Genomic DNA, 25,711 nt, shown 5'->3' on the forward strand with positions numbered 1-25,711 from the left:
CGTCCGTACGTCCGCCGCTCAGCAGCGCGTCACGGCCTCCCCGTCGATCAGCGTGTCCAGCAGCCCGCCGAGCAGCACGCGCTGCTCGTCCGACAACGGGGCCAGGATCTCCTCCGCCGCCGACCGGCGCGCACGGCGCAGCTCACCCAGCGCCCTGTGTCCGTCGTCGGTCAGCTCGATCCGGGTGACCCGGCGGTTCGTCGGATCGGGCACCCGGCGCACCCTGCCGCTCGCCTCAAGCCCGTCGACCAGTGTCGTCACCGCCCTTGGTACCACCTCCAGGCGCTCGGCGAGGTCGGCCATGCGCGGTGGCGAGCCGTAGTGCGCGAGGGTGCGCAGCAGGCGGGACTGCGCCGGGGTGATGCCCAGCTCGCGCTGCTGCAGATGGCGCTTCTGGATCCGGTGCACCCGTCGGGTGAGCCGCAACAACTGCTCGGCGAGCTGGCCCTCGGGATCGGGGGTGGTCATGCGGGAACAATATCAGGACACAGTTCATTGTGAGTATAGGTAACAATGAGCTATGCTCCGTCAGTCATCGTCGGCCGACGTCCGCGCCGACGCCCGCACACCTCCGTAGGAGCCCATGCATCCCGACCGTTCACCCTCCTGGACACCGTCCGACCCCGCCGGGGACCAGCCCCGGCAGGTGCGCCGCATCCTGAAGCTCTTCCGCCCCTACCGCGGCCGGCTCGCGGTCGTCGGCCTGCTGGTCGGCGCCTCGTCGCTGGTCTCGGTGGCCACACCGTTCCTCCTCAAGGCGACCCTGGACATCGCGATCCCGCAGGGCCGCACCGGTCTGCTGAGCCTGCTCGCCCTGGGCATGATCCTCAGCGCCGTCCTGACCAGCGTCTTCGGTGTGCTCCAGACGCTGATCTCCACGACCGTCGGCCAGCGCGTCATGCACGACCTGCGCACCGCCGTCTACGGCCGCCTGCAGCGCATGTCGCTCGCCTTCTTCACTCGCACCCGCACCGGCGAGGTGCAGTCGCGGATAGCCAACGACATCGGCGGCATGCAGGCCACCGTCACCTCGACCGCCACCTCCCTGGTCTCCAACCTCACCAGCGTGGTCGCCACGATCGTCGCGATGATCGCCCTCGACTGGCGGCTGACCGTCGTCTCGCTGCTCCTGCTGCCGGTGTTCGTCTGGATCAGCAGCCGCGTCGGCAACGAGCGCAAGAAGATCACCACCCAGCGCCAGAAGCAGATGGCCGCGATGGCCGCCACCGTCACGGAGTCGCTGTCGGTCAGTGGCATCCTGCTCGGCCGCACCATGGGCCGCTCCGACTCGCTCACCGCGTCCTTCGCGGAGGAGTCCGAGCAACTGGTCGATCTCGAAGTGAGGTCGAACATGGCCGGCCGCTGGCGGATGGCCGTCATCACCATCGTCATGGCCGCCATGCCCGCCGTCATCTACTGGACCGCCGGCGTCGCCCTGCAGGCCGGCGGATCCCAGGTCTCGCTCGGCACGATCGTCGCCTTCGTCTCGCTCCAGCAGGGCCTGTTCCGCCCCGCCGTCAGCCTGCTGTCGACGGGCGTCCAGATCCAGACCTCGCTGGCGCTCTTCCAGCGCATCTTCGAGTACCTCGACCTGCCGATCGACATCACCGAGCGGGACGAGCCGGTCCACCTCGACCACATCAAGGGCGAGGTCCGCTTCGAGGGCGTCGAGTTCCGGTACGACAGCGGCAATGACGCGGTCGGCCCGGTCATCGACGGCATCGACATCACCGTCCCGGCGGGCAACAGCCTCGCGGTCGTCGGCCCGACCGGCGCGGGCAAGTCCACGCTCGGCTATCTCGTGCCCCGGCTCTACGACGTCACCGGCGGCCGCGTCACCCTGGACGGCGTCGACGTCCGCGACCTCGACTTCGACACCCTCGCCCGGGCGGTCGGCGTCGTCTCGCAGGAGACGTACCTCTTCCACGCCTCGGTCGCCGACAACCTCCGCTTCGCCAAGCCGGACGCCACCGACGAGGAACTGCACGCGGCCGCGAAGGCGGCCCAGATCCACGACCACATAGCCGGGCTGCCCGACGGCTACGACACGGTCGTGGGCGAACGCGGCCACCGCTTCTCGGGAGGCGAGAAGCAGCGCCTCGCCATCGCCCGCACCATCCTGCGCGACCCGCCGGTCCTCATCCTCGACGAGGCGACCAGCGCCCTGGACACCCGCACCGAGCATGCCGTTCAGGAGGCCATCGACGCCCTGTCGGCCAACCGGACGACACTCACCATCGCGCACCGGCTGTCCACCGTTCGCGGTGCCGACCAGATCGTGGTCCTCGACTCGGGGCGCGTCGCGGAACGCGGCACGCACGAGGAGCTGTTGGAGGCGGACGGCCGGTATGCGGCGCTGGTCCGACGGGACGCGCAACTGGAACCGACAAGCTGACGATATGCCGGGTTTGCGGAGATAAGCGGGTTAACGTGCCCGCATGCAGAAGAACACTCCGCCACGGAGCACGATTCGACTGACGCGCCGGGGCAAGCTCGTCCTCCTCGTGACCTGCGCCGTCGTGGCCGGCACCGCCGTGGCGGTGCCGCTGCTGCACTTGGCCGGCGGCGGGAACGCCACGTCCAAGACCCTGGTGATCCCGGAGGGCTGGCGCGCGAGCCAGGTCTACGACGCCGTCGACAAGGTCCTCGCCCTGCCCGCGGGCACCACCCACAAGTCCATCGGCAAGGCCGGCCTGAAGCTGCCGAGCGACGCCCAGGGCAACCCGGAGGGCTACCTCTTCCCGGCCACGTATCCGGTCGGGGAGGACGCCACGCCGCAGTCGCTGCTGCAGTACATGGTCGACACGGCGAACCAGCGCTTCAACCGGGCGCCGCTCGCGGCCGGTGCGCAGCGCAACGCCATGAACCTCTACCAGGCGGTCACCATCGCGAGCATCGTCCAGGCCGAGGCCGCCACCAAGGAGGACATGGGGAAGGTGGCCCGGGTCGTCTTCAACCGGATGGAGCGCGGCATGCCGCTGCAGATGGACTCCACCCTCAACTACGCGCTGAACCGCAGCACGCTCAGAACGAGTGCGGACGACACCCGGATCGAGAGTCCCTACAACTCCTACCAGCGCATGGGCCTGCCACCCACGCCGATCGACAACCCCGGCGAGCAGGCGATGCACGCCGCGCTCAACCCGCCGCAGGGCAACTGGCTGTACTTCGTCACGGTCAAGCCCGGCGACACCCGCTTCACCGCCGACTACGCGGAGCACCAGCGCAACGTGGCCGAGTTCAACGCACACCTGAAGAGCAGCGAGCCGCAGCAGAGCCAGAGCCGGAGCCGGAGTCAGAGCCCGGAGCGGAGCGGAAGTCCGCAGCGGAGTGGAAGTCCGCAGCAGCACCAGAGCCCGGCGCAGCAGTCCCCGACCCCGCAGCCCCCGAAGTGACCCGGCCGACGACCCGACGGGACATCACGCGGCGACAGGCTCCTCGGCCAGCAGCCGCCTGATGTCCCGTACGGCCGCGCGTCCCGCGCGGTTGGCGCCGATGGTGCTCGCCGAGGGGCCGTAGCCGACGAGATGGACCCGCGGGTCGGCGACCGTGCGGGTCCCCTCCATGCGGATCCCGCCGCCCGGCTCGCGCAGCCGCAGCGGGACCAGATGGTCCAGAGCGGCCCGGAAGCCGGTCGCCCACAGGATCACGTCGGCGTCCACATGCCGGCCGTCCGCCCATTCCACCCCGTCCGGTGTGATCCGGTCGAACATCGGCAGCCGGTCCAGGACCCCGTCCCGAAGCCCTTGCCGAATCGCGTCGTTGAGCGGCAGCCCGGTGACCGAGACCACACTCCGGGGCGGGAGGCCCTGCCGCACCCGATCCTCCACGAGCGCGACGGCGGCCCGCCCCACGTTCTCGTCGAACGGCCCCTCGCGGAAGACCGGCGGACGCCGGGTGACCCAGGTCGTGGCGGCCGCGTACGGGGCGATCTCCAGAAGATGCTGGGTGCCGGACGCACCCCCGCCGACCACGACCACCCGCTGCCCGGTGAACTCCTCGGGCCCCGCGTACTGAGCGGTGTGCAACTGCCGCCCGCGGAACGTCTCCTGGCCGAAATAGCGCGGCCAGAACGGCCGGTCCCAGGTGCCGGTCGCGTTGATCAGCGCCCGCGTCGACCAGGTGCCGTCCGAGGTCTCCACGAGCAGCCGGCCGTCCTGCCCCTCGCGCACGGCCCGTACGTCGACCGGGCGCCGTACCCGCAGATCGAAGGTGCGCTCGTAGGTGTCGAAGTACTCGGTGACGACCTCGGCCGACGGCCGCGACGGATCGGCGTCCGTCAGTTCCATGCCCGGCAGCGAGTGCATCCCGTGGACCTTGCCGTATGTCAGCGACGGCCAGCGGAACTGCCAGGCGCCGCCCGGACCGGGGGCGTGGTCCAGCACCACGAAGTCGCGGTCCGGCTCGAAGCCGGTGCGGCGCAGGTGATAGGCGCTGGACAGGCCGGCCTGTCCGGCGCCTATGACGACTACCTCGACCTCGCGCGTGTTGTTCACGCCTCTGCCAACAGGGCGCCGGCCGAGGATCTTCCCGACGCGACCGCGCGCGGCGACCCGGCGGTCAACGGGTTGGGCGGACGGGTCAGGATGGTGGCATGTCAGATGCCTTCACGACACGAGTGCTGAACGTCGCCACCGGTTCCCGGGAGCAGGTCGTCGACCTCACCGGCGACTGCGAGGTCTTCCTGCGCGAGACGGCCGGCGGCCGCGACGGCCTGCTGAACCTCTTCGTTCCGCACGCGACCGCCGGTATCGCCGTCATCGAGACCGGTGCCGGCAGCGACGACGATCTCCTCGCCGCCCTGCACACCCTGCTGCCCGCCGACGACCGCTGGCAGCACCGCCACGGCAGCCCCGGCCACGGCCGCGACCACGTCCTGCCGGCGATCGTCCCCCCGCATGCCACCCTGCCGGTGCTGGGCGGGCGCCTGGTCCTGGGGACGTGGCAGTCGGTGTGCCTGGTGGACACCAACCGGGACAACCCCAACCGCCAGGTCCGGTTGAGCTTCCTCGGCTAGGGATTCGCTTCGGGCGGCGCTAGTCTGGTCGTCGGTTGTGATCTCCGGTCACCTCGCGGCGGTGGGGCTCGCCGTACCCGAACCGCGGCATCGACGCCGCCGACAGTCCCTACTTGCGAGGGAGTGTGCCCACATGTCCGTGGGCACCGGCGAGTAGGAGACGTACGTACATGACTGCCCCCGACTCCAGGGTGACGGACGAGCCCACGGATCCCGACGTCGATCTGCATGTGCGCGCGCAGCGGCGGCAGTCGTGGCGGGCGCAGGGACCGATCGTGGCGGTGGTGGCGCTCGGCGGGGCGGTCGGCGCGTCGGCCCGGTACGGTGCTTCGCTGGTGTGGCCGGGTGCGGCGGGCTCCTTCCCGTGGACGACGCTGTGGGTCAATGCCGTGGGCTGCGCGGTGATCGGCGTGTTCATGGTGCTGATCACGGACGTGTGGGCGGCGCACCGGCTGGTCCGGCCGTTCTTCGGGACCGGGGTGCTCGGCGGGTTCACGACGTTTTCCACGTATGCCGTGGACATTCAGAAGCTGGTGGCCGGTGGCCGTCCCCGGGCCGGGCTCGCGTACCTGGCCGCGACGCCGTGCGCGGCGCTGGCGGCGGTATGGCTCGCGGCGGCGGTGACGCGCCGCCTGGTCTCGTGGAGGCAGCGGTGACGAGGCTGACGCGGCCGGTGTCCGGGGAGCCGCGTCCGGAGCGGACGTCGGCAGGGATGGGGCCGTGGCGGTTCGTCGTCTGGTTCGGCACGGTCAGCCTGCTCGCCGACGTCGTCTACGAGGGCGCCCGTTCCATCACCGGCCCGCTGCTGGCCTCGCTGGGCGCCTCCTCCCTGGTCGTGGGGACGGTCACCGGAGCCGGGGAGGCGGCGGCGCTGGGGCTGAGGCTGGTCTCCGGGCCGATGGCGGATCGGACCCGCCAGTTCTGGGGCCTGGCGATCGCCGGGTACGCGCTGACGGTCGTCACGGTGCCGCTGCTGGGCGTGGCGGGTGTGCTGTGGGCCGCGTGCGTGCTGGTGATCGCCGAACGCGTCGGCAAGGCGGTGCGCTCGCCCGCGAAGGACACCCTGCTGTCACACGCCACCGCCGCGACCGGCAGGGGCCGGGGCTTCGCCGTCCACGAGGCGCTGGACCAGATCGGCGCCATCGCCGGCCCGCTGCTGGTGGCGGGCGTGCTCGCGCTGACCGGGAACGACTCCGGCCCCGCGCTCGGCGTGCTCGCCGTCCCTGGCATCGCCGTACTCCTGCTGCTGTTCCGGCTACGGGCCCGGGTGCCCGACCCGGAAGCCTACGAACGCGGGGTGACCGCCGCGGCGCCCCCGCCCGCGCCGCCGGAGAGGCGGCACGGGCGGCTGCCGAGGGCGTTCTGGACCTACGCCGGGTTCACCGCGGCCACCACGACCGGGTTCGCCACCTTCGGCGTGCTCTCCTACCACCTGGTCCAGCGGCACCTGCTGACCGCGGCCTGGGTCCCGGTGCTGTACGCGGCGGCGATGGCGGTGGACGCGGTCGCGGCGCTGGCCACCGGCTGGGCCTACGACCGGATCGGCCCGCGTGTCCTGGTGGCTCTGCCGGTACTGACCGCGGGCGTCGTGGTGCTGGCGTTCTCCGACACGGTCGCGATCGCGGTGGCCGGGTCGCTGGTGTGGGGCGCCGCCATGGGCATCCAGGAGTCCACCCTGCGCGCGACGGTCGCGGACCTGGTGCCCAGCGGACGGCGGGCGACCGCGTACGGCCTGTTCGCGGGCGTGGTCGGTGCGGCGAGTCTGGCCGGCGGTGCCCTGACGGGCGGCCTGTACGGCTACTCGGTCCCCGTGCTCATCACGGTGGTCATCGCCATCCAGGTGGCCGCTGTGGTGCTGCTGGCCGTCACCCGGGTCGACCGGCGCTGAGCCCGCCGCCGCGATCTCGACGAGGCGGTCGCGGCGGCCGCGAAGGCCGGTCCAGCCGCCCTTTGGTTGCCGCCCCGGCCGTGCGGCAGGAGACTGCTGGTATCCGGCGATGAGGCCCGCCGACAACCGCGTCCCCGCGGTGCCGATGGCCTCCACCCGCTGACCGCGCTCATGTCTGAGGAGGTCACGGCCATGCCCCGGATCACCGTCGACATCGACGCCACCGCCTCGTCCACCATCCGCAAGTCGGACGACGGCGCCTCCGGCCGCGTCACCTCACAGGGCTGGCCGGTCGGACACGGATGTGTCCCGGACACCCTCGACGCCGATGGGCTGCCCCTGGACGCCCTGGTGGTCATGCCCGAACCGGCCCTGGCCGGCGCCACGGTGCCCGCTTGGCCGCTGGGCGTCCTGCACCGTGTCGGCGCCGAGTCCGAATGTGCCGCCCCGGTACTGCTGTGCGTGGCCGAGGACCCCTCCTTCATCGACCTCGTCGACACCCACGACCTGCCACGCTGGCACGCCGAGGGCGACGCCTGGGCCGCCGTGCTGGCACGACTGCGGCGCCGGGCCGTCGGCAAGGTCACGGACTGCGGTACCCGCGCCGAGGCCGAGCACCTGATCAGCGACGCTCATCACGCCTACGAGCGGCTCACGGGATGCCTCGAATGAGGGGCGGTGCCGCCGGCCCGGGGGAGCGGCCGCCCGCGTTCCACGCCGCGGCACACAGCGCCCGGTCCACTTCGTCGGTGTAGACGGCGGCGGCGAGCCAGGCGCGCGCGAAGCGTCCCGTGTCGGCCGGGAGGAGCCGGCCGAAGGGGTCACGCGCACGGGCCGGCGCGGCGGAGTGCAGCCCGTCCAGCAGATCGGCCGCGGTCGCCAGGCCGTGCCCGCGCAGACGTGCGGCGTCCGCGGCGCCGTTCCCGGGAAACGCGAGCACCTGCCGGCCGCCGGACGCGCCCTGCTGCACCCGGCGGCGCAGGAGGTGCAGCGGCGCTTCGTCGGGCGTGGGTACGGCGGCCCCGGCGGCCGGTGCCGTCGCGGCGGGCAGGTCCGCGTGCCGGAGCCGGTCCAGGCCCAGGTCGAGACGGGTGCCCGGCTCCTTCGGATGGTCGGCGGCCAGCAGCAGGGCCCGCGGGTGCGGGGCAGGGATGAGGCGGGCGACCACGCGCAGCCGGCTGCCTCGGGCGGCTGCCAGCAGGCGGAGGTTGTCCCGGTAGGGAAGCGCGGGGTCGTCGTGGGCGGCGACCAGACGGAGCGTCAGCCCGTCGCAGTCGGCCAGCAGACAGTCGCCCGCCGCCTCACGGACCGTCCCGGTGAGCGTGACCTCCAGGAACAGCAGGTCGTGGCCGCCGGCCAGGGCACGCGCGACCTGATCGGCGACCGGCACGGCCCAGAGCCGGCCGAGCGGTTCGTCCTGCCAGTCGGCACCGGACGCCCGAACCGCCCGTACCCCTGCCCCCGCACCCAGCCGCCCGGTCGGCGAGACGGTCGCACCGGACACCGCGAGGCCCGCGCGCGACAACTCACGGTGGGTCAGGGCCGTGTCCCCGATGCGCACGGTCCGGTCGGCCGCCCCCACGGCCCGGCCGGGACCGCCCGGGGCCACGTCGGAGACCGTGTGGAGACGGCCCTCGGCGTCGGCGGTCCAGGTGACCGCGCCCGCGTAGCCGCTCGCCGTGATCACGGGCTCGGAGAACAGGCCGTACAGCCGCAGCGAGCCGTCCGGGGTGTACGGCTGGCGTACGGTGCCGCGCAGGGCGGTCAGTTCCGGGCCGGTGGCGTACGGGACGCGGTGGGCGACGGCCAGGACCTCGCGCAGGGTGGAGACGAGGTCGGCGAGGCGGTACGCCGGGTCCGCCGAGCGGGCCGCGCGCACCGCGGTGACCACGGAGACCGCGGCGGTGGCCGCCCTGGGGAGTCCCGCCAGCCGCGCGGTGTGCGCGGCGCGCAGCAACTCGGCCTGGAGCACCGCCCCGGCGCCGTCGGTGCCGGCGTCGAGGACCGCGGCCGCTGCGTCGTACAGCGCCTGCCCGGCGGCGCGCTGGTCGGCGGTGGCCGCGTCGGGCTCCGCCGTGGACGGAGTCCTCGCCTCCGACAGGGGCCTCGCCTTCGACCCGTCCTCTGCCTCCTTGGTCGGCTCTGCGTCGGCGATCGGGGCCGCCGACGCCGCGGCGGCCCGGTGCAGGCAGTCCGGTGCCAGCAGACAGCCGCAGCGGATGCCGTCGACGTCGGTCACGGCGCCGCCGGGGGCGTGCAGTTCGAGGTCGGTGTCGTCGTCGACGGCGATGCGCACGATGTCGCCGTCGCGCACCACCGGCCGGTCCGTCAGCTTCGCGATGCCCGCGTCCAGTCGCTTGCGCAGCCGTGGCGACAGCGCCGCGACCAGTTCGGCGGTCACGGACGGGGCGACCGGAGGAAGGTCCTGGTTCATGCGATCTTCTCCCCTACCCAGCGGGCGAGTTCGAGCGGGCTGAGGGCGGCCACGGGCATCCCCGCGGCGACGAGCTGACCCGCGACACCCGTGGAGTACCGAGGACGGCCCGAGTCGTCGAGGCTCGCGCAGCCCAGGACATGGCAGCCGGCGCCGACGAGGGCGCGGACCTCGGCGAGCAGCCCGCCGAGCGGATGGCCCTCCTCGAAGTCGCTGACGACCACGACGAGTGTGCGGGACGGCACCGTCACCAGTTCGCGGGCGTGCCGGAGCCCGGCCGCGATGTGGGTGCCACCGCCCACGCTGACCTCCAGCAGCAGGGACAGGGGGTCCTCGACGTGGTCGGTGAGGTCGATGACCTTGGTGGAGAAGGCCAGGAAGTGCGTGGACAGGGTCGGCACCCCGGCCAGCACCGAGGCCGTGAGGGCCGCCCAGACCGTGGACGCCTCCATGGATCCCGACACGTCGGTGACCAGGACGAGCCGCCAGTCGGCGGCACGCCGGGCGCGGGTACGGAACACGGGACGCTCGGGGACGACCTGGACCGTGCCGTCCGGGCCGCGCCGGGCGGTCGCCAGGTTGGCCCGCAGCGTACGGGGCAGGTCGAGGCCGCCGCCCGGCTGCCGGCTGGGCCGTGGCAGGGCCGTGCCGTGCAGCGCGGGGCGCAGCCGGGTCGCCAGCTCCCGGGTCAGCGCCTCGACCAGGCGTCGTACGAGCGGACGCAGCGCGGCCAGCCGGGCCTCGGGCAGTCCTCCCGCGTGCCGGAGCACGCTGCGCAGCAGGTCGACGGAGGGCCGGACACTGTCCGGATCCAGCTCGGTGAGCACGTCCTGGCGGCCCGACGCGGCGGCCGCCGCCAGTACCTCCTCCCGGATGCCCGGCCCGAACAGGGCCGCCAGCTCCTCGGACCACTCACGCACCCCGGGGTACGGCGCCTCCCGGCCACCGCCCCGGCCCCGGCCGCCGAGATTCCCCCTGCTGCCCTCGCCGCGTCCGCTGCCGTACAGCTCGTCCAGTGCCGTGGCCAACGCCGACGCGGACCGGGGCAGTTGGTCGGTACGGCGGCCGAGGAGCAGCCGCCAGCGGTCGGCGGGGGCGAGCCGGTGTGCCTCGCCGGGGGCCTGGGCCTTCTCCTCGTGGGTGGCGGCCGGTTCTGTCGCGGGCTCCGGCTGTGCGCGGTCCCGCGGTGCGGGCAGGAGCCCGAGTCCGGCCAGGGCCTCACGTGCCGCGAGGTCCGCGCGCGTCCAGGTGGCGAGGGCGTCGGGGTCGATACCGGAGGTGTCGGCGAGATGACTGGTGCCGAGCCGTTCCTCGACGGCCGACAGGAGGCGGTCGCGGGCGGCCGGGCTGAGCGTGTCGAAGCCGCCCCGGAGCGCGGGGAGCCGGTCGAGGAACTCCCGGTCGGGCAGCTCGGAGACACGGCTGAGCAGGGGTTCCAGCGCGGGGGCCGCGGACTCCAGGAGCCGGCCCGCCGCGGTCAGCAGTCCCGTGAGCCGGGCGGTGAGCGCCGCCCGGGACCCGGCGTCGGTGGCCGCGTCCACCCAGGAGGCGACGCGGTCGCCCAGGACCCGGGGATCCTCGTGTCCGAGGAGCACGCGTACGGCCCCCGCGGCGCCGCGCATCAGCGGGGAACCCTCGGCCGCCAGCCGGGTGAGGGCGTCGGTGAGCCGTATGCCGCCCAGGAGGTCGGCGCGGTGGGCGAGTTCGAGCAGGGCGTGCGCGTCGGCGGGGTCCTCGGAGCCGGTGAGGCCGTCCACCTGGCGCACCGCGGCGACCGTGAGCAGTTCGGCCACTTCGGTCGCACGGGCCGAACGGTCCTCGTCGGCATCGAGCCCGGCGATGTGCCCGGCCCGCAGCCGGTCCAACAGGGCCATCCCGGCGAGGAGTTCGGGCAGGGTGGCGGAGTGCGGCAGCACGTCGGCCGTGTCCGCGAGCCGCTCGTCCGCAAGCCCCGGCAGACCGCACTCCGCCGCCCGCTCCAGACCGTCCAGGGTCTGCGCGGCCGTGGGCCCGCCCTCGTCGTGTTCCGCCCGCCGCCGCTCCCGCAGTACGCCCTCGGCGGCCTGGGCCGGGGTGACACCGCGGATCCCGGCCGTGGTCAGCATGGCCGCGGTGGCGGGGGTCCAGCGCACCTCCCAGCGCGAGGTGAGCGCCTCGGCCCCACCCGCGCCGACGACCTCCTTGGGCTCGGCGTACGGCACCCCGCACACCGTCAGCCGGCGCAGCAGGAGTTCACGGCGGCGGTCGAGGTCGGAACGGAGCGGATCCAGACGCAGGTCCCGGGCCGCACCGGGGCCGCCGTCCGCCGGGCCGGGCAGGCCCAGCGCCGCCAACTCGGCCTCGACGGCGGGGGCGAGACCGCTGCGGGGCGCGCCCGGGGTGGGGCGGCCGCCGCGCGACCCGACCAGCACCCGCTCCATCGCCCGTGCGACGGCCCGTCCCCGGCCGTACGGCTCGCCCTGCGCGAGCACCGTCTGCACCGCCTCGACCAGCTCGCCCCGGCCGGCCGCGGGCAGCCCGCGCAGCCGGGCGAGGTCTCCGGCCAGCCGGGTGATCTCGCGCGCGTCGGCGGGGCCCGACGGGTGGCCAAGAGCGCGGAGTTCCGCACACACCCGTACGGCCACCCGGGTCAGCGCCTCCTCCAGCGCGGCCGGATCACCCGCCGCGCCGAGCACCAGATGCTGCCACTCCGGATCGCGGATACCGGCCGGATAGCCGGAACGCTCGTCCAGGAGCGCGTAGGTGTACGGGATGAGCGAAGTCGTCCAGACGGGGCCGTCGTCGGGAGTGGGGGAGTCGGACCGCACGGAGGGCGAGACCGGGGCGGGCCCGCCGGATCCTGCCGGGGACAGCAACGCCGGGGCGTGGAAGGCGCCCACGAGCACCGCGGCGCGCTCGCCGTTCGCGGTGGCGGCCGCCAGGCAGGAGCGCATCCAGCTCTCGCGCCGCAGGTCCAGCTCCGGCACACCCCCCGACGCGGCCGCGTCCTCACGCAGCGCCCACCCCGTCAGCAGGGCGGCCCGGCGCAGCGCTTCCGGTGCCGAGCCCGGAGCCGTGGCCTCGACGAGCCGGTCCCACAGGTCGTCGCCGGGGCGACCGGTGAGACGCGAACGCAGGGCCGTGGTCAGGCGGGGGCCACCGGGAGCCTGTGCCCGCTCCGGGCGTTCCTCCCCCCACGCCCGGTCGGCCAGCGGCAGGTCGCAGGCGACGACCGGCACGCCCCGCCGCGCGGCCCAGCGCACCGCGGCTAGTTCGGGGGAGAAATCGGCGAAGGGGTAGAAGGCCGGGCCACCGCCCCCGCCCGCCGGAGCGGCCGCGAGGGCGACCGGGGCCCTGGTCTCCTCGTGAGCCAGCCAGGGCAGCCACTCCTGCATCTCGGCGGGGAGCTCGACGAGCAGCACGTCGGGCTCGGCCGCGTCGAGGAGCGCGGGTACCGCCGCGGCCAGCGAGGGCGCGTGGTGCCGTACACCGATGAGGTAGGGCGCCCCCGGGGCGGTGAGGGCCGCGACGGCCTCGTCGGGAGAGACGGGGGACAGGGGGGAGGCGGGGGAGGCGGTGGAGAGGGGCACGGTCGTCAGCCCTCCAGGACCGTGCGCAGGTCCCACAGGGTGCGCCAGGTGGCGGAACCCTGCTCGGCGCGGCGCCGTACCGGACCGTCCCAGTAGCCGCGCAGCCGGGCCGCGTCGGCCGGGTCGTCCTTGCGCACGACGCCGAGCAGATGCCCCGGCAGCAGCCCGAGCACATCCCGGTCCCCGGGGAAGTAGGCCGCGGCCAGCCCCAGCGCGCCGGCGACGGAGACGGCCTCCGCCGTGCTCATCACCGTGGAGGGCCGCTCCACCTCCCAGCCCTCCGTCGACCGGCCCTCCCGCAGGTCGCGGAAGGCGGTCACGAGGGCCTCCAGCACGGCGTCGTCGACCTGGAACGGCGCCCCTGCCCGCTCCACGGACGCCCGGGCCTGGCTGCGCACCAGCGCGGTCTCGGCGTCGAGGTCCGGGATGGGGCCCACGGTCTCGAAGTTGAACCGGCGCTTGAGCGCGGCCGACATCTCCGACACGCCCTTGTCCCGCAGGTTGGCCGTGGCGATGAGATTGAAGCCGGGCGCGGCATGCGCCAGGGCGTCGTCCGTGCCCGCCAGTTCGGGGACCGCGATGCGCCGCTCGGAGAGCAACGACACCAGGGAGTCCTGGACTTCGGGCAGACAGCGGGTGACCTCCTCGACGCGGGCGAGGGCACCCCGGGTCATGGCGGTGAGCACGGGAGAGGGCACGAGGGCTTCCCGGCTCGGCCCCTTGGCGAGCAACAGGGCGTAGTTCCAGCCGTACTTGAGCTGGTCCTCGGTCGTGCCCGCCGTACCCTGCACCACCAGCCCGCTGGTGCCGCACACGGCGGCGGACAGCAGCTCGGAGAGCATCGACTTGGCGGTGCCGGGCTCGCCGACGAGCAGCAGACCGCGCTCACCGGCGAGGGTGACGACACACCGCTCGACCAGTGCCCGGTCGCCGACGAACTTGCCCTCCACAACGAGCCTGCGCGGCACCCCGGCGGGCACCTCGGCGCCGTCCGGCAGCTTCAGCGCCTGTCCGCCGCTGCCCATGACGAACGTGACGACGGCACGCGGGGTGAGATGCCAGGCGGGCGGGCGCGGCCCGTCGTCGTACGCCGCGAGGAAGGCCAGTTCGACGGCGTGGCGGTCCTCGGGCGGGACGATCTGACGGGTCGCGTCGGGAGCGAGGGCGGTGGTCATGGGCGGTGGTCCTTCGGGGCGGTACGGGTGGTGGTCGTCGGCAGAGGAAGCGGCGCGGTCCTCGACAGCGGAAGATGCGCGGTCGTCGGCGGGTGAAGATGCGCGGTCGTCGGCGGGTGAAGAGGCGCGGCCATCGATAGGCGAAGGTGCGCGGCCGTCGGCGTATGAAGGAGCGCGGTCACCGGCGGCGTCCCTTCCGGCCGGTACGGGTGGTGAGTTCCTCGTACGCCGGAGCGTCTCCCGCGCGGACGCGGTCCCAGGCGCGGGCGAACAGCTCGGGCACCGCAAGGAGCGGCACAGCGCGGCCGGTGACCGGGTAGAGGCCCTCCTTCCAGGTCTCCACCGGCACCGCCGGGGCCTTGAGGTCGTACCAGCCGCAGGGCAGGAACAGGGTGCGCCCGGCGCGCGGCCGCTTGGCCTCGACGACCAGGTCGGTCGCGGCCAGTTCGGCGCGGGCCTTTTTCATACGGGCGGGCTTCCAGCCGGTCCAGCGGGCGCAGTTGCGGTCCGTCGGATCGGGCAGCGCCAGCAGCTGGAGGTAGAGCGCAGCCGCGTCCTCGCCCAGGCCGTGGGCCGCGGCGACCTCGGTGACGAGAGCGGGCACGCTCGCGCTCGCGTCCTGGGCGTGGCCCGTGGGCCCCTCGGCGTCCGTGCCCGCCGCGAGGGCCCGGGCGAGGTCGTCGCCGAGGATGGTCCGCAGCGCCCGCACACCGCCCCGGCGCGCCGGGGCCACCAGGCCCTCGACGAGCCCGAGGACCGCGTCGTCCGGGCCGGTGAGCCCGGCCGGGCGGACCAGGACCGTCTCGGTGTCGCCGTACCAGGGGCGCAGCACGAGTGCCTCGCCGAGCCGGGTGAAACCGTACGCGTCGGCGCCTCCGGTGGCGGGCAGGCCGTACGCCTTGCGGAGTTCGACGGCGGTCGGCCCGCCCTTCTCCGTCCACTCGATGTCGAGGTCGACGAGCAGTTCCGGGTCGGCGACGCGGCGGCGCAGGGCGGCCAGGCCGTCCGGCAGGGCGGCGCGCAGGGGATGCCCGTACGGCAGGGTGTAGGCGAGCTCGGCCAGGGCGTCGACGGCACGGGTGAGGTCGTACCGCCCGGGGAGCGCCGCGGGGTCCTCCGCGACGAGGTTGCCGTCCTTGTCGGGGCGTTGGACCGTGGTGCGGCTGAGCCAGGGAGTGCGCGCGGGGTTGAGCAGGGCCTCGGCGGAGCCGACGGACATTCCGGAGAGGCCGGCGGCGACCTCCTCGGGCAGCCGGACGAACGAACCGAGCCGCTCGGTCCACACCCGTCCCGCGGCCGCCGTGTCCGGTCCGGCCGTCCACAGGTCGGCGGGGTCCTCGGGCAGCAGGGCCCCGATCAGCGCCGCCCGGTCCCGTCGGTCCACCGAGCCCAGCATGCCGTTGCCGAAGTCCCTCTGCCGCGGCTTGAGTCCCATGGTGGCCAGGCCCTCGGCACCGGGCGCGTGCGGCTGCCCGGCGAGCAGCACGGTGGCCTGGACCGGGCCCAGCGCGCCGGCCGTGGCCGCGGCGAGCGCCTCGGGTGCCTCGGGCCGCCAGGGGGCCGCGCCCTTGTCCCGGAGCAGCCGGGTGACGTCGGCGAGCCGCTCGGCGGTGATCGCCGAGGTGTGCCTGGTCTCGGTCTCCAGCGTGAAGTGGGCGACCGCGCCGAACGCGCCGGACGGGTCGTGGTCCAGGGCCAGCCAGTTGACGCGTTCCCGCTGGCCGTCGATGCTCTGGCAGCCCAGGAGCACGACGGTACGGCCGGCACGGCGCAGCACCTGACCGGCACGCTGCTGCTTGTCGTGCGGTTCGCTGAGCACGATCTCGCGGAGCGTTCCCGCGGGGGTCGCCAGCGGCCCTTCGGCGATCGCCTCGAACAGCAGGAGCAGCGGCTCGCGTTGGTCGTCGGTCAGGGCGGGTGAGGCGGCCCGGTAGGCGAGCGGGCGCAGCGTGCTCAGCACGGACGGCCACACCGTGCCGATGCCGGGGACGGTGTGCTCGTCGCTGTGCCAGCCGTCGGTGAGGACGGCGAGTCGCTCTCCGGGCAGCGGCTTGCCGTCGGCGGGCTTGCCGGAGAGCACGTGGTTCACCGCGCGGATCTGCTGGAGCACGCTCCAGCGTTCGCCGCCCCACCAGCCGTTCAGCTCGGCGATGCCCGTGGCGGCGTCGTGCAGCGTCCGGTCCTCGCCGTGCCGGGGCTTGTAGTCGGCGAACATGCCGTGGGTCCGGTTGGTGGGCTGGAGCGGCCGCTGCTGGGGCGGGGTCACGAAGGCGGTGGCGGACTCGGCGATGCGCAGCGCCGAGCGGACCAGGGCGGCGACGCCCATGAGGAGCCGCTGGTCGGTGAGTTCCGGCAGGGCCTCGCGCACGGCGCGCAGGGCGAACTCGTCCGCGGTCGGTACGGTCGGCATGGCCGGCTCGGCGTCGGCGGCCTGTCCGGCCGTCCGTCCGTGGAGGTTTTGCCCGGCTGTCCGTCCGTGGAGGTTCTGTCCGGCCGCCGCCGCACCGGCCGCCGCCGCGCCGGAGCCGCCCGCCCGGGCTATCCGCTCCTGCCGTTCGGCCAGGGCCGCGGCGGTGACCCGCAGCACCTCGGCCGCCCGTTCGTCGGTGAGGGCGCGCAGCACCGCCGACCCCCGCTCGTCGCGGGGGCGCAGGGCGTGCCAGAAGGTGACCGGGGGCACGAACCGGGTGCCGGCGGCGAACTCCCCACCCCGCTCGTGCGGCGTCACACGGCCGAGCTCTCCGGCGGAGGAGGTGTCGTCCGCCGCGAACAGCGACACACGCGTGTTGACGCGCGCGACGACCGGCTCCGCCCCGCCGGGCAGCCGTAGCGCGCCCAGCGGAACACCGCGCATCCGGCCCCGCTCCACCGGCAGCGTGACGGTCCGGCCGTCCGGGGTACCGGCGACCAAGCGTGCCTCGGCGTCCTTCCCCTCCTGGCGCACCCAGCGGCCGAGGACCGCGCCGTCGGTGCCGAAGGGGCTGTGCTCCAGGCCGGGTTGCAGGGGCAGGACCTCGCAGCCGCCGAGCTGCAGGGACGCGTCCTCCCGGATACCGGACCGCAGGAAGGCGGGGAGCGAGGCACGTCCGTGCGTGCCCGTGCCGGGGTCGTACTCGAGCCACACCGTCTGCCGGCCCTGTCGGCCCTGGCGCCAGTACGTCGTGCCGTCGCCGATCACGGACCGGGTGGGCGGCAGGACGGTGTCACCGGCGTGCAGGGTCCGGCCGCCGGTGGCGCGGCCGCCGCCGGGCAGTGGGATCGACGGGGTGCCGGTGTCGTCGCCGGACCACCAGGTGGGGATCTGCTCGCCGCCGAGGGTGAACACCTCGGCCGGCCGGGCGGACCAGTACGCGGACTGCTTGCTGCCCTGCCGCCACATCACCAGCAGTTCGCCGTCGGTGTAGCGGAAGCGGGGGCGCTGCCAGCGGTCCAGGTCCGCGGGGAGGCGCAGGTCGTGGTCGAGCAGGATTTCGTCCGGGCCGACGACGACCGCCTTGTGCGGGCGCGCGAGGATCAGCGCGGGCCAGGCCTCGGTGACGGTCAGCGTGTTGTCCTCGCCGTTCCTCGGCTTGGTGTCGAGCAGCCGCAGGGCCTCCTCCAGCGCGGGCCAGCCCAGTTCGTCCAGGATGCCCGCGCGCAGGGTGCGGCCGAGCAGCGGCGCGACCCGGTGCTCCGCGACCGCGGCGACCGCGAGCGGACCGACCTCGGCGGCCACACCGCGGAACGGGCGCAGCCGCTCCAGTGCCGTGCGGGCGCCGGGCAGGCCCACCGAGCCGGCGAACTCCTTGGCCGAGGCCTCCAGCCACTCGCGCAGTACGTCCCGGAGCACGGGGTGCTCGGCGGCCTTCAGCCGGTCGGTGGCCGAACGGTGGTCGCCCAGGGTGCCCACCGCCTGGAACAGCAGGGCGCGCAGCCGCGGATCCGCCGCGGTGGCGACCAGGTCGCGCCGCTCGTCCCGGGAGCCGCGCAGCCAGCCGTCGAGGCCCAGGTGCACGTCCACGCCGGTGTCGGGAAGGATGAGCGGGACGCCCTCCGCCGCGCACAGGTCCAGCAGGTCCAGCTCGGCACCGTCGCGCCAGCGGCCGGTGAAGAGGTCGACCGCCCGGCCGTCGGCCCGCAGCCGGGGCGCCATCCGTGCGACCAGCGCGAGCGTGGCCGGGGAACGCTTGGAGACCGCCCCGCCGTGCTTGCGGTGCAGAGCCCAACGGCTCAGCCAGTCCGCCGCGTCGACCTCGTCCCCGTCCGTCAGCAGCCGCTCGGCCCCGCACTCCGCGAGCAGGGCCAGCCAGAACTCGTCGTCCGCGACCTCGCGGCCCAGCCCGGCCGGCATGATCTCCAGCAGCCGGGCCCGGACGGCAGGCCGGCGTTCCGCGAGGGCCGGCAGGACGGAGCGGTAGGCGGTCCAGAAGGAGGCGGGCGCCCGGACGGCGGCGGGGGAGGCGATCAGATCGGCGACGAGGCCGCACTCCTCGGTGACCCGGTCCAGACCGGCCGCCTTGATCAGGCCGCGGGCGTCCTGCGGCAGCGAGGCGTACGGCGGCATGCCCGCCGCGCAGCGCTCCACCGTCAGCTGCCGGAACTGCGCCCATGCGGTCGCGGGGTCGAGACGGCGGGCGAGGTCCTTCACATACTCCTTGAGCGCCTTGACCGTCAGCGCGCCCGCGAACGCGAACTCCAGGAACACGGCACGCTGCCGCTCCTCGTCCACGGTGAGGGCGTGCACCCGCTCGGCCTCGCGCGCCTTGCCGAAGAAGGCGGCGGCGTACGTGGTGTTCTCGTGCTGGAGGAAGACCCGGGCCGCCTGCTCGTAGAAGGTGGGCAGGAAGTGCGGCACGGTGCGGCCGAGCCGGGTGCCGAGCTCCTCGAAGCCGTCCTTGGCGGTGCCCGGACGGGACTTGGCCTGCCGGGCGAGCCGCTCGACGTCCTTGACCAGGGCCAGCGCATGGTGCCCGTTGGCCGGGTCGTTGACCAGTGCCCAGGCGGGAAAGCCCAGGGCCTCCCGGCGTACCTGGCCGACCTCGGGGGTCTTCGGTTCCCGGGTGAGCCCGAGGAACTCCAGGGCCAGGTCCTCGGCCTCGCCGAGGGTGCCGGGCACCAGCCGGACCACACTGCGCTCCGCGAGGGCCGGGTGGGTGTAGGTGCGCACGGTGAGGACGTCCGCGTCCTCCCGGGAGGTGCTGCCCGGCGGCAGGACGGCGCCGGCGTCGAGCAGCGCGGCCACGGTGGTCCCGTCGTGTGTCGTCGTGGTTGTCATGCCGCCCGCTCCTCGTCCTCGATGTCCCGCCCCGCGTACAGCGCCGCCGCCATGCGCATGCCCTCCGACCAGGCCACCGGCCCGACCTGACCGAGCTTCAGCGCCCGGCCCGCGGAGTCCGTCCACATGAGGGGACCGGTCTCCGTGTCCGCGTAGCCGTCGTAGTCGCCGATCCACACGCGGGCCTCGGTGCCGCGGCCGTCCTCCAGCACGGAGCAGACGGCGTGTCCCCCGCGCACGCGGTAGCCCAGCTGCGCCGCCCTGCCGTGCAGGAACCGCAGCTCCTTGAACGCCCCGCCCGCGTACTCCTCGACCTGTGTGCCCTCGGTGTCGAGCGCGGCCGGGCGGTGCCACACCTCGCGGAAGAGTGCTGGGCGCGCTGCTCGACGCCGAGTTCGACGGCGAACTCCCGCAGCTCCTCCAGGTCGTCGAGGAGCACCGGGTGCGGGATGCGGACGAGGTCGGGGGTGATGCGCACGGTGTCGCCGTCGAGGTCGACCAGACCGAGCCCGCGCTCGGGGTCGGCGTCCCTCAGGAACCCGGCGACCTCTCCGTCGGCGCCCGTGACGACGACGTCGCGCAGGGCGGACCGCCAGGCGGGGTCGGGCCAGACCCCGGCGAGTACGGCGAGCGGCACCGGGAGCGAGCGCACCATCCACCGCTCGACGTCGGTCAGGCACTGGCGGTCGTGCCGCTCCAGCCACTCGGCGAGCTGCCGCAGCCCGGTCACCGTGGGATCGTCCGCGAGTTTGGCCGGAACGGACTTCAGCCGTCGTCCGGCGGCGTTGCGGCACACCACCTTTCCGCCGTCGAGGGCGACCTCGTAGTCGCCCGCCGGAACCCACCCCATACGTGCCTCCCCGCACCGCAGTGATCAAGTGACGGGAACTGTAGGGGAGGCCACTGACAGCGCCCCGGGCCGATGGAGACGACGGTCCGTGGAGGTGATCCCGGCGGATTCGGCCACCGTGGATTGTGTACGACTGGAGAAGGACTGGAGACGGTGTGCGGGCCCGCGTGCCACCGTCGGCGCGGTGTCCTCCGGGGTTCCCGGGAGAGCCGGGATCCGACCGCCTTCCTGCGCGGACGGCCTCTGTGCAGAAGCTGTGGACCGGCTGTCGAGGGCGCGCGGGTGTGGCGTGTGAATACCGGGAGTCGACCTTCACGAAACCTTCTCCCGGGGTGGCCTGAAGGTGCCTTGTTCCGTCAATTCCCCGCGCATCAAGGTGGATTGAGCACTTGAGCATCAGGAGTCACAAGCGCGCTGCTTGACCCGGACCACCCACTGGCCCGGGTGCTGACGGGGGAAACTGATGCGTGCGTTCGGCCGCCGCCGCCCTGCGTGCGGGGCCGTTTGCCGCGCCGAATCCGGAACACACTCCTCCACCGACTGCCTCTTGGTGTCATCGTCCGGTGCCCGAGACAGGGACAGGAGGGGGAAAGCCGATGAGCGCGGTGAGCGCCGCCAAGCCGACGTATCCCGGCGTCTACGTCGAAGAGCTTCCCAGCAGCACCCGCACGATCTCGACCCTGACCACGTCGGTGACGGCCTTTGTGGGCCACACCCGGCGAGGTCCGCTGAACGAGCCGGTACGCGTCACCAGCTTCGCGGAGTTCGAGCGCCGCTTCGGCGGACTGAGCGCCCGCAGCGCCGTCGGCTACGCGGTGCACCAGTTCTTCGGCAACGGCGGCACCGTCGCCGTCATCGTCCGGGTCACCAAGGCCGGCAGCGGCAAGGCCGCCGGCGTCACCCTGGAGTCCACCGAGGGCCACAGCGAGAGCAGGGTCCTGGAGGTGCACGCCAAGGAGCCCGGTGTCTGGGGCAACGGGCTGCGCGTCGCCGTCGACCACGACACACCGTGCCCCGACGACACGTTCGACCTGCGGGTGTACGACGCCAGGGGAGACGCCCGGGAGAGCTTCACCGGCCTGTCCATGGACCCGTCCGACGGCCGTTACGCGCAGACCGTGATCAACGCCGGCTCCCGGCTGATCCGCGTCGAGGTCGTCGGCGAGGGCCGCCCCGACCCGTCCGGCACGGTCTCCAAGCCGTTCGGGCACGAACTGCCCGACCTCACCGTCGACCTGACCGTCAAGATCGGCGACGTGGAGCGCGAGTTCACGCTCTACGACCCCGACCGCGACGGCGAAGCCCCGTCCACCGTGGTCGATTTGGCCCTGCTCCTGGAGCGCAAGCTGCGCGCGCTGCCGGACGCCCCGGGCAAGCACGCCTTCGCCGGTGCCGAGGTCACCGCCTTCGGCCGGCGCATCCAGGTCGTCGCGGGCTCCACCGACCCCGAGGACGTCGTCCGCTTCCTCGGCGAGTGCGCCAACGACCTCGGCCTGGAGGCCTCCGTCAACCCGCCCGTCTTCCCGCTGGAGGGCGGCGAGGACGGCGAGGCACCCGGACCGCGCGACCTCATCGGCTCCGAGGCCGACAAGACCGGCATCCAGGCGCTGCGCGGGGTCGCCGACGTCAACCTCCTCGTCCTGCCCGAGCTGGCGGCGTACGAGAAGACCGAGGACGCGATCACGGTCGTGTCCGCCGCCCAGCGGCTGTGCCAGGAGCGGCGGATCTTCCTGCTCGTCGACGCCCCCGGCACCTGGGTCAGCGTGGACACGGCACGCGCCGGGCTCGCCGCCTTCGACGCCGTACGCGGCAACCACGCCGGCCTGTACTTCCCGCACCTCCAGCTCACCGACCCGCTCACCGGGCGGCTGCGCTCCTTCCCGCCCTCGGGAGCTGTCGCCGGCGTCATCGCGCGCACCGACTCCGAGCGCGGCGTGTGGAAGGCACCGGCCGGCACCGAGGCCCGGCTGGCCGGCGTCCACTCGCTCACGGTCGACCTGACCGACCGCGAGACCGGACTGCTCAACCCGCTCGGCGTCAACTGCCTGCGCACCTTCCCGCTGACCGGCCCGCTGGTGTGGGGCGCCCGCACCCTGGAGGGGTCCGACGCGCTCGACAGCGAGTGGAAGTACGTCCCCGTTCGCCGGCTCGCGCTGCACGTCGAGGAGAGCCTGCAACGCGGCCTGCAGTGGGTGGTGTTCGAGCCCAACGACGAGAACCTGTGGCAGCAGATCCGGCTCAGCGCCTCCTCGTTCCTGCACACGCTGTTCCGGCAGGGCGCCTTCAAGGGCGGCACCCCGCGCGAGGCCTACTTCGTCAAGTGCGACAGCGACACGACGACCGACGAGGACATCGCGAGCGGCGTCGTCAACGTCCTCGTCGGCATCGCACCGGTCCGCCCGGCGGAGTTCGTGATCGTCAAAATCCAGCAGACCTCCGCGCAGTTCGAGCTGTAGGCCCCGGGAATCTTGGAGAACTGAAGGAATCCGATGGCAGAGTTCACCGTCAACGCCCATCGTTTCGACCCCTACAAGAACTTCAAGTTCCTGGTCCTGTGGGACGGTCGTACGGTCGCCGGCATCAGCAAGATCAGTCCGCTGAAGAGGACCACCGAGGTCGTCAAGCACCGCCACGGCGGTGACCCGTCCTCCCCGCGCAAGTCGCCGGGACGCTCAGAGTTCGAGGGCATCACCCTGGAGCGCGGAGTCACCCACGACCCCGAGTTCGACCGCTGGGCCAACAAGGTGTGGCAGGTCGGCGCCGGACTCGGCTCCGAGGTGTCCCTCGCCGACTTCCGCAAGGACATCGTCATCCAGGTCCTCAACGAGGCGGGCCAGGTCGCCGTCTCGCACAAGCTGTACCGGACCTGGCCCAGCGAGTACCAGGTGCTCGGCGAACTGGACGCCAACGCCAACGCGGTGGCCATCCAGTCCCTGAAGCTGGAGTGCGAGGGCTGGGAGCGGGACTACGAGGTGCCCGAGCCCGAGGAGCCCTCTTTCCTCAACCCGGCCTGAGGCGGCGGTAGTCGAGGGAATCGGGGGGAGACATGGCGATCACCGGCGCGGCCGGGCTGCTGGCCACCTGGGAGGCGGGACTCGCCGAGGCGCCCGCCGGACGCGCGGTGCTGCTGCACGGCACGGCGCGTCCGGACCTCGACCCCGCCGCACTGCCGACGGTGCCGGTGGGCGAACGCGAGTCCGACCTGTTCGCACTGCGCCGGGCGCTGTTCGGCGAGCGCATGCAGGTGCGGATGGAGTGCCATGCGTGCGGTGCGGACATGGAGTTCGACCTGGACGCCGGTGAGTTCGCCAAGTCACTGGGCGCGGCCGGGGAGTCGGTCGTCCGGCTGTCGGAGGACGGCTGGGACCTCGCGTTCCGGCTCCCCGGCCCCGCCGACCTGACGGCGGCGGCCCGGGCCGCCGACCCGCGCGCCGCGCTGCTCGCCCACTGTCTGGTCTCGGCCGTCCACGACGGGAGTGCCGTGACCGCCGACGCCCTTCCGGCGCCGGTACAGCGGCGGATCGCCGATGCCGTCGAGGCGGCCGACCCGGGCGCCGACGTGACGCTCAACGTCGGCTGCCCCGAGTGCGGCGCGGCCACCCGCGCCGAACTCGACATCGCCTCGTACCTGTGGACCGAACTGGACGCCTGGGCACGGGACGTGCTCCTCGACGTCCACCTGCTCGCCACCGCCTACGGCTGGAGCGAGCCGGAGATCCTGGCGCTCAGCCCGCTGCGGCGCCGCTACTACCTGGAGCTGTGTGCGGATGTCTGACTCCTCCTCGGGGGCGCCGCCGGCGGAGCCCGACTTCCTCGACCGGCTGATCGCCCGGCACGCCGCCCCACGACCGGACACGGTCCGGGTACGACCCCGGCTGCCCGGCCCGTTCGAGCGGGTGGAGGCGGTACGGTCCCGGACCGCGGACCCCGACGCCACCGACCCGGTGACCGGGCCGTCCGCCCTGCCGACTGCCGTACCGGACCGGGACGCGCCGCGCCCGGCCGCCGCCGAGGTCCGGCGGCACACGGAACGGGAGCGGACCGTCGTACACACGGAGCGCGCCCCCGCCGAGCCCCAGGCGCGCCCCGCTTCGCCCCTCGCGGCACAGACGCCGCTGCTGCGTCCCCTCGCGCCCCTGGCGCCGGGACCGCTGTCGGCGCCCCGGACCGGGCCGCGCACGTCCGGGCGAGGCCGCCCGGAACCGGGCGCGGACCGCACCGCGGCGTCCGCACCCATCCCCCCGGGCACGGACGCCGCTCCCCCCACCGTCGTGTCCGCGGCACCACGCCCCACCGCCGCGGACACGGCGGCGGCCCGCGACGCAGTCCGGCTGGCCGCCGCCCGGCGGCCGGCGCGGACACCCGAGCAGGTGGTGCAGGTACAGATCGGGCGCCTGGAGGTGACGGCCAGCCGGCCGGGCACCGGGGCACGGCAGCCGGCGCGGCGCGCCGAGCGGCCGGGGGCCGCCGTGAGCCTGGCGGACTACTTGTCCCGGGGGCGCGAGTGAGCCGCACCGGCAGTGACAACGGCAGGACCGGCAACACGAGAGGAACCGAGGAACTGACGTCATGAGCAACGCACTCGCCATCGCCCATGTCAGCCAGGCCCTCGCCCTGCTGATCGAGTCCCATCTGCGGCCGGAGATCGACATGGGCGTCAAGGTGGAGCCGCGCAAGCCGCCCGCCGAACCGCCGGCGGACCCCACCATCTCCGTGTTCCTGTACCAGGTCACACCCAACACCTCGCAGCGCAACAACGACCTGCCGACGCGCGCGTCCGACGGCACGCTGGTGCGCCGGGCCAGTGCCGCGCTCGACCTGCACTATGTGATCAGCGCGTACGGCGACGAGACCGAGCTGGTCGGGCAGCGGCTCATCGGCTCCGTGGTGCGCACCCTGCACGAGACGCCGATCCTGCCCCGGGACATCATCGAACTCGCCGGTGAGCGGCCCTACTTGACGGGCAGCAATCTCGCGGAGGCGGCGCAGCGGGTGCGGTTCACGCCGATGGTGATGGACGTCGACGAGACATCGAAGCTGTGGGGGATGCTCTACCAGACCCCCTACGCGCTGTCGGTGGTCTACCAGGCCTCCCTCGTCTTCATCGACGGCCGCGAGACGCCCGTCCCCGGGAAGCGGGTGGAACGGTCCCAGGTCCGGGTGCTGCCGTTCGGCGCGCCGGGCGCGCCGGTCCCTCCGGGGCCCGGGCCGCGTGCCGACGAGCCGGACGGGTCGGGTGAGGCGGATGAGCCGGACGGGGCGACCGACGCGGGGAAGGCCGCGAAGGCCGCGAAGGCACCGGCGAAGGCCGTGGCCAGGACCGCGGCCAAGGCGCCGGCGCGGCCGCGCAAGGCGGCGGTGCCGCCGGTCAAGGCCGCCACGAAGCAGGCGAAGACAGCGAAGACCGCGAAGACGGTGCGGACGGCCAAGAGCGCGCCGCCCGCCGAGCCCACGGACCCGGGCTCCGCAGCGGGCGCGGGCGGCGACGAGGGCACGGAGAACTGAGGCGACGTTGGGGTCGACG

17 protein-coding genes and 1 pseudogene are annotated in these 25,711 nt (G+C 74.0%); 11 read left to right on the forward strand and 7 right to left on the reverse strand.

Annotated elements, in window-relative coordinates:
• Nucleotides 1-18 precede the first annotated feature (18 nt).
• Complete coding sequence (locus tag AB0I54_RS36730) at nucleotides 19-468, reverse strand: MarR family transcriptional regulator (RefSeq protein ID WP_363300611.1); 450 nt, start codon at nucleotides 466-468, stop codon at nucleotides 19-21.
• A gap of 115 nt (nucleotides 469-583) precedes the next feature.
• Between AB0I54_RS36730 and AB0I54_RS36735 the strand changes: the two genes are divergently transcribed.
• Together AB0I54_RS36735 and mltG are read left to right on the forward strand one after the other, a co-directional pair.
• Entirely contained in the window at nucleotides 584-2,395 is a 1,812-nt protein-coding gene (locus AB0I54_RS36735) for an ABC transporter ATP-binding protein (protein WP_363300612.1), read from the forward strand.
• 43 nt (nucleotides 2,396-2,438) lie between these two features.
• Nucleotides 2,439-3,395 carry an endolytic transglycosylase MltG gene (gene mltG / locus AB0I54_RS36740; protein WP_363300613.1) on the forward strand — a complete coding sequence of 319 codons (957 nt, stop codon included), beginning with the start codon at nucleotides 2,439-2,441 and terminating at the stop codon, nucleotides 3,393-3,395.
• 24 nt (nucleotides 3,396-3,419) lie between these two features.
• On the opposite strand, the gene AB0I54_RS36745 is transcribed toward mltG, so the two are convergent.
• Entirely contained in the window at nucleotides 3,420-4,496 is a 1,077-nt protein-coding gene (locus tag AB0I54_RS36745) for an NAD(P)-binding domain-containing protein (RefSeq protein WP_363300614.1), read from the reverse strand.
• Between the two features lie 98 nt (nucleotides 4,497-4,594).
• On the opposite strand from AB0I54_RS36745, the gene AB0I54_RS36750 reads away from it, so the two are divergent.
• From AB0I54_RS36750 to AB0I54_RS36765, 4 genes are all read left to right on the forward strand, one after another.
• On the forward strand, nucleotides 4,595-5,017 hold the full coding sequence (locus AB0I54_RS36750; protein WP_363300615.1) for a YjbQ family protein: 423 nt from the start codon (nucleotides 4,595-4,597) through the stop codon (nucleotides 5,015-5,017).
• 170 nt (nucleotides 5,018-5,187) lie between these two features.
• A complete protein-coding gene (crcB, locus tag AB0I54_RS36755) occupies nucleotides 5,188-5,673 on the forward strand; it encodes a fluoride efflux transporter CrcB (protein WP_363300616.1) in 486 nt (161 codons plus the stop codon).
• Nucleotides 5,670-6,905 (forward strand): MFS transporter, encoded by a 1,236-nt coding sequence (locus AB0I54_RS36760; protein ID WP_363300617.1) that lies wholly within the window; start codon nucleotides 5,670-5,672, stop codon nucleotides 6,903-6,905. Before crcB ends, AB0I54_RS36760 begins: the two co-directional genes overlap by 4 nt.
• A gap of 192 nt (nucleotides 6,906-7,097) precedes the next feature.
• A complete protein-coding gene (locus AB0I54_RS36765) occupies nucleotides 7,098-7,577 on the forward strand; it encodes an inorganic diphosphatase (protein ID WP_363300618.1) in 480 nt (159 codons plus the stop codon).
• Here the strand turns inward: AB0I54_RS36765 and AB0I54_RS36770 are convergent.
• From AB0I54_RS36770 to AB0I54_RS36790, 5 genes and pseudogenes are all read right to left on the reverse strand, one after another.
• Entirely contained in the window at nucleotides 7,558-9,339 is a 1,782-nt protein-coding gene (locus tag AB0I54_RS36770) for a hypothetical protein (protein WP_363300619.1), read from the reverse strand. The genes AB0I54_RS36765 and AB0I54_RS36770 overlap by 20 nt on opposite strands.
• The gene (locus AB0I54_RS36775; RefSeq protein ID WP_363300620.1) at nucleotides 9,336-12,908 is read right to left on the reverse strand and encodes a DUF5682 family protein; all 3,573 of its coding nucleotides are present in this window, start codon (nucleotides 12,906-12,908) and stop codon (nucleotides 9,336-9,338) included. Before AB0I54_RS36775 ends, AB0I54_RS36770 begins: the two co-directional genes overlap by 4 nt.
• 5 nt (nucleotides 12,909-12,913) lie before the next feature.
• Complete coding sequence (locus AB0I54_RS36780; RefSeq protein ID WP_363300622.1) at nucleotides 12,914-14,083, reverse strand: AAA family ATPase; 1,170 nt, start codon at nucleotides 14,081-14,083, stop codon at nucleotides 12,914-12,916.
• A gap of 178 nt (nucleotides 14,084-14,261) precedes the next feature.
• Nucleotides 14,262-19,337 (reverse strand): hypothetical protein, encoded by a 5,076-nt coding sequence (locus AB0I54_RS36785; RefSeq protein ID WP_363300623.1) that lies wholly within the window; start codon nucleotides 19,335-19,337, stop codon nucleotides 14,262-14,264.
• Nucleotides 19,334-20,187 (reverse strand): annotated as a pseudogene (locus AB0I54_RS36790) (DUF4132 domain-containing protein). Before AB0I54_RS36790 ends, AB0I54_RS36785 begins: the two are co-directional and overlap by 4 nt.
• A 596-nt stretch (nucleotides 20,188-20,783) precedes the next feature.
• Here AB0I54_RS36790 and AB0I54_RS36795 point away from each other — a divergent pair.
• From AB0I54_RS36795 to AB0I54_RS36815, 5 genes are all read left to right on the forward strand, one after another.
• Nucleotides 20,784-22,643 carry a phage tail sheath subtilisin-like domain-containing protein gene (locus AB0I54_RS36795; protein WP_363300624.1) on the forward strand — a complete coding sequence of 620 codons (1,860 nt, stop codon included), beginning with the start codon at nucleotides 20,784-20,786 and terminating at the stop codon, nucleotides 22,641-22,643.
• 33 nt (nucleotides 22,644-22,676) lie between these two features.
• On the forward strand, nucleotides 22,677-23,201 hold the full coding sequence (locus AB0I54_RS36800) for a phage tail protein (RefSeq protein ID WP_004003113.1): 525 nt from the start codon (nucleotides 22,677-22,679) through the stop codon (nucleotides 23,199-23,201).
• A gap of 32 nt (nucleotides 23,202-23,233) precedes the next feature.
• On the forward strand, nucleotides 23,234-23,962 hold the full coding sequence (locus tag AB0I54_RS36805; protein ID WP_363300625.1) for a hypothetical protein: 729 nt from the start codon (nucleotides 23,234-23,236) through the stop codon (nucleotides 23,960-23,962).
• A complete protein-coding gene (locus AB0I54_RS36810; protein ID WP_363300627.1) occupies nucleotides 23,955-24,695 on the forward strand; it encodes a hypothetical protein in 741 nt (246 codons plus the stop codon). Before AB0I54_RS36805 ends, AB0I54_RS36810 begins: the two co-directional genes overlap by 8 nt.
• A gap of 61 nt (nucleotides 24,696-24,756) precedes the next feature.
• The gene (locus AB0I54_RS36815; RefSeq protein WP_363300628.1) at nucleotides 24,757-25,692 is read left to right on the forward strand and encodes a Pvc16 family protein; all 936 of its coding nucleotides are present in this window, start codon (nucleotides 24,757-24,759) and stop codon (nucleotides 25,690-25,692) included.
• The last annotated feature ends 19 nt before the right edge of the window (nucleotides 25,693-25,711 follow it).

It is taken from the genome of Streptomyces sp. NPDC050625 (assembly GCF_040654755.1).
In the GTDB taxonomy this organism is placed as follows: Bacteria; Actinomycetota; Actinomycetes; order Streptomycetales; family Streptomycetaceae; genus Streptomyces.

Excerpts from the sequence above, each read along its gene's own strand:
- AB0I54_RS36730 (WP_363300611.1), bottom strand. The coding sequence starts at position 468 with ATGACCACCCCCGATCCCGAGGGCCAGCTCGCCGAGCAGTTGTTGCGG.
- AB0I54_RS36735 (WP_363300612.1), top strand. The coding sequence starts at position 584 with ATGCATCCCGACCGTTCACCCTCCTGGACACCGTCCGACCCCGCCGGG.
- mltG (WP_363300613.1), top strand. The coding sequence starts at position 2,439 with ATGCAGAAGAACACTCCGCCACGGAGCACGATTCGACTGACGCGCCGG.
- AB0I54_RS36750 (WP_363300615.1), top strand. The coding sequence starts at position 4,595 with ATGTCAGATGCCTTCACGACACGAGTGCTGAACGTCGCCACCGGTTCC.
- crcB (WP_363300616.1), top strand. The coding sequence starts at position 5,188 with ATGACTGCCCCCGACTCCAGGGTGACGGACGAGCCCACGGATCCCGAC.
- AB0I54_RS36765 (WP_363300618.1), top strand. The coding sequence starts at position 7,098 with ATGCCCCGGATCACCGTCGACATCGACGCCACCGCCTCGTCCACCATC.
- AB0I54_RS36770 (WP_363300619.1), bottom strand. The coding sequence starts at position 9,339 with ATGAACCAGGACCTTCCTCCGGTCGCCCCGTCCGTGACCGCCGAACTG.
- AB0I54_RS36780 (WP_363300622.1), bottom strand. The coding sequence starts at position 14,083 with ATGACCACCGCCCTCGCTCCCGACGCGACCCGTCAGATCGTCCCGCCC.
- AB0I54_RS36785 (WP_363300623.1), bottom strand. The coding sequence starts at position 19,337 with ATGACAACCACGACGACACACGACGGGACCACCGTGGCCGCGCTGCTC.
- AB0I54_RS36795 (WP_363300624.1), top strand. The coding sequence starts at position 20,784 with ATGAGCGCGGTGAGCGCCGCCAAGCCGACGTATCCCGGCGTCTACGTC.
- AB0I54_RS36800 (WP_004003113.1), top strand. The coding sequence starts at position 22,677 with ATGGCAGAGTTCACCGTCAACGCCCATCGTTTCGACCCCTACAAGAAC.
- AB0I54_RS36805 (WP_363300625.1), top strand. The coding sequence starts at position 23,234 with ATGGCGATCACCGGCGCGGCCGGGCTGCTGGCCACCTGGGAGGCGGGA.
- AB0I54_RS36810 (WP_363300627.1), top strand. The coding sequence starts at position 23,955 with ATGTCTGACTCCTCCTCGGGGGCGCCGCCGGCGGAGCCCGACTTCCTC.
- AB0I54_RS36815 (WP_363300628.1), top strand. The coding sequence starts at position 24,757 with ATGAGCAACGCACTCGCCATCGCCCATGTCAGCCAGGCCCTCGCCCTG.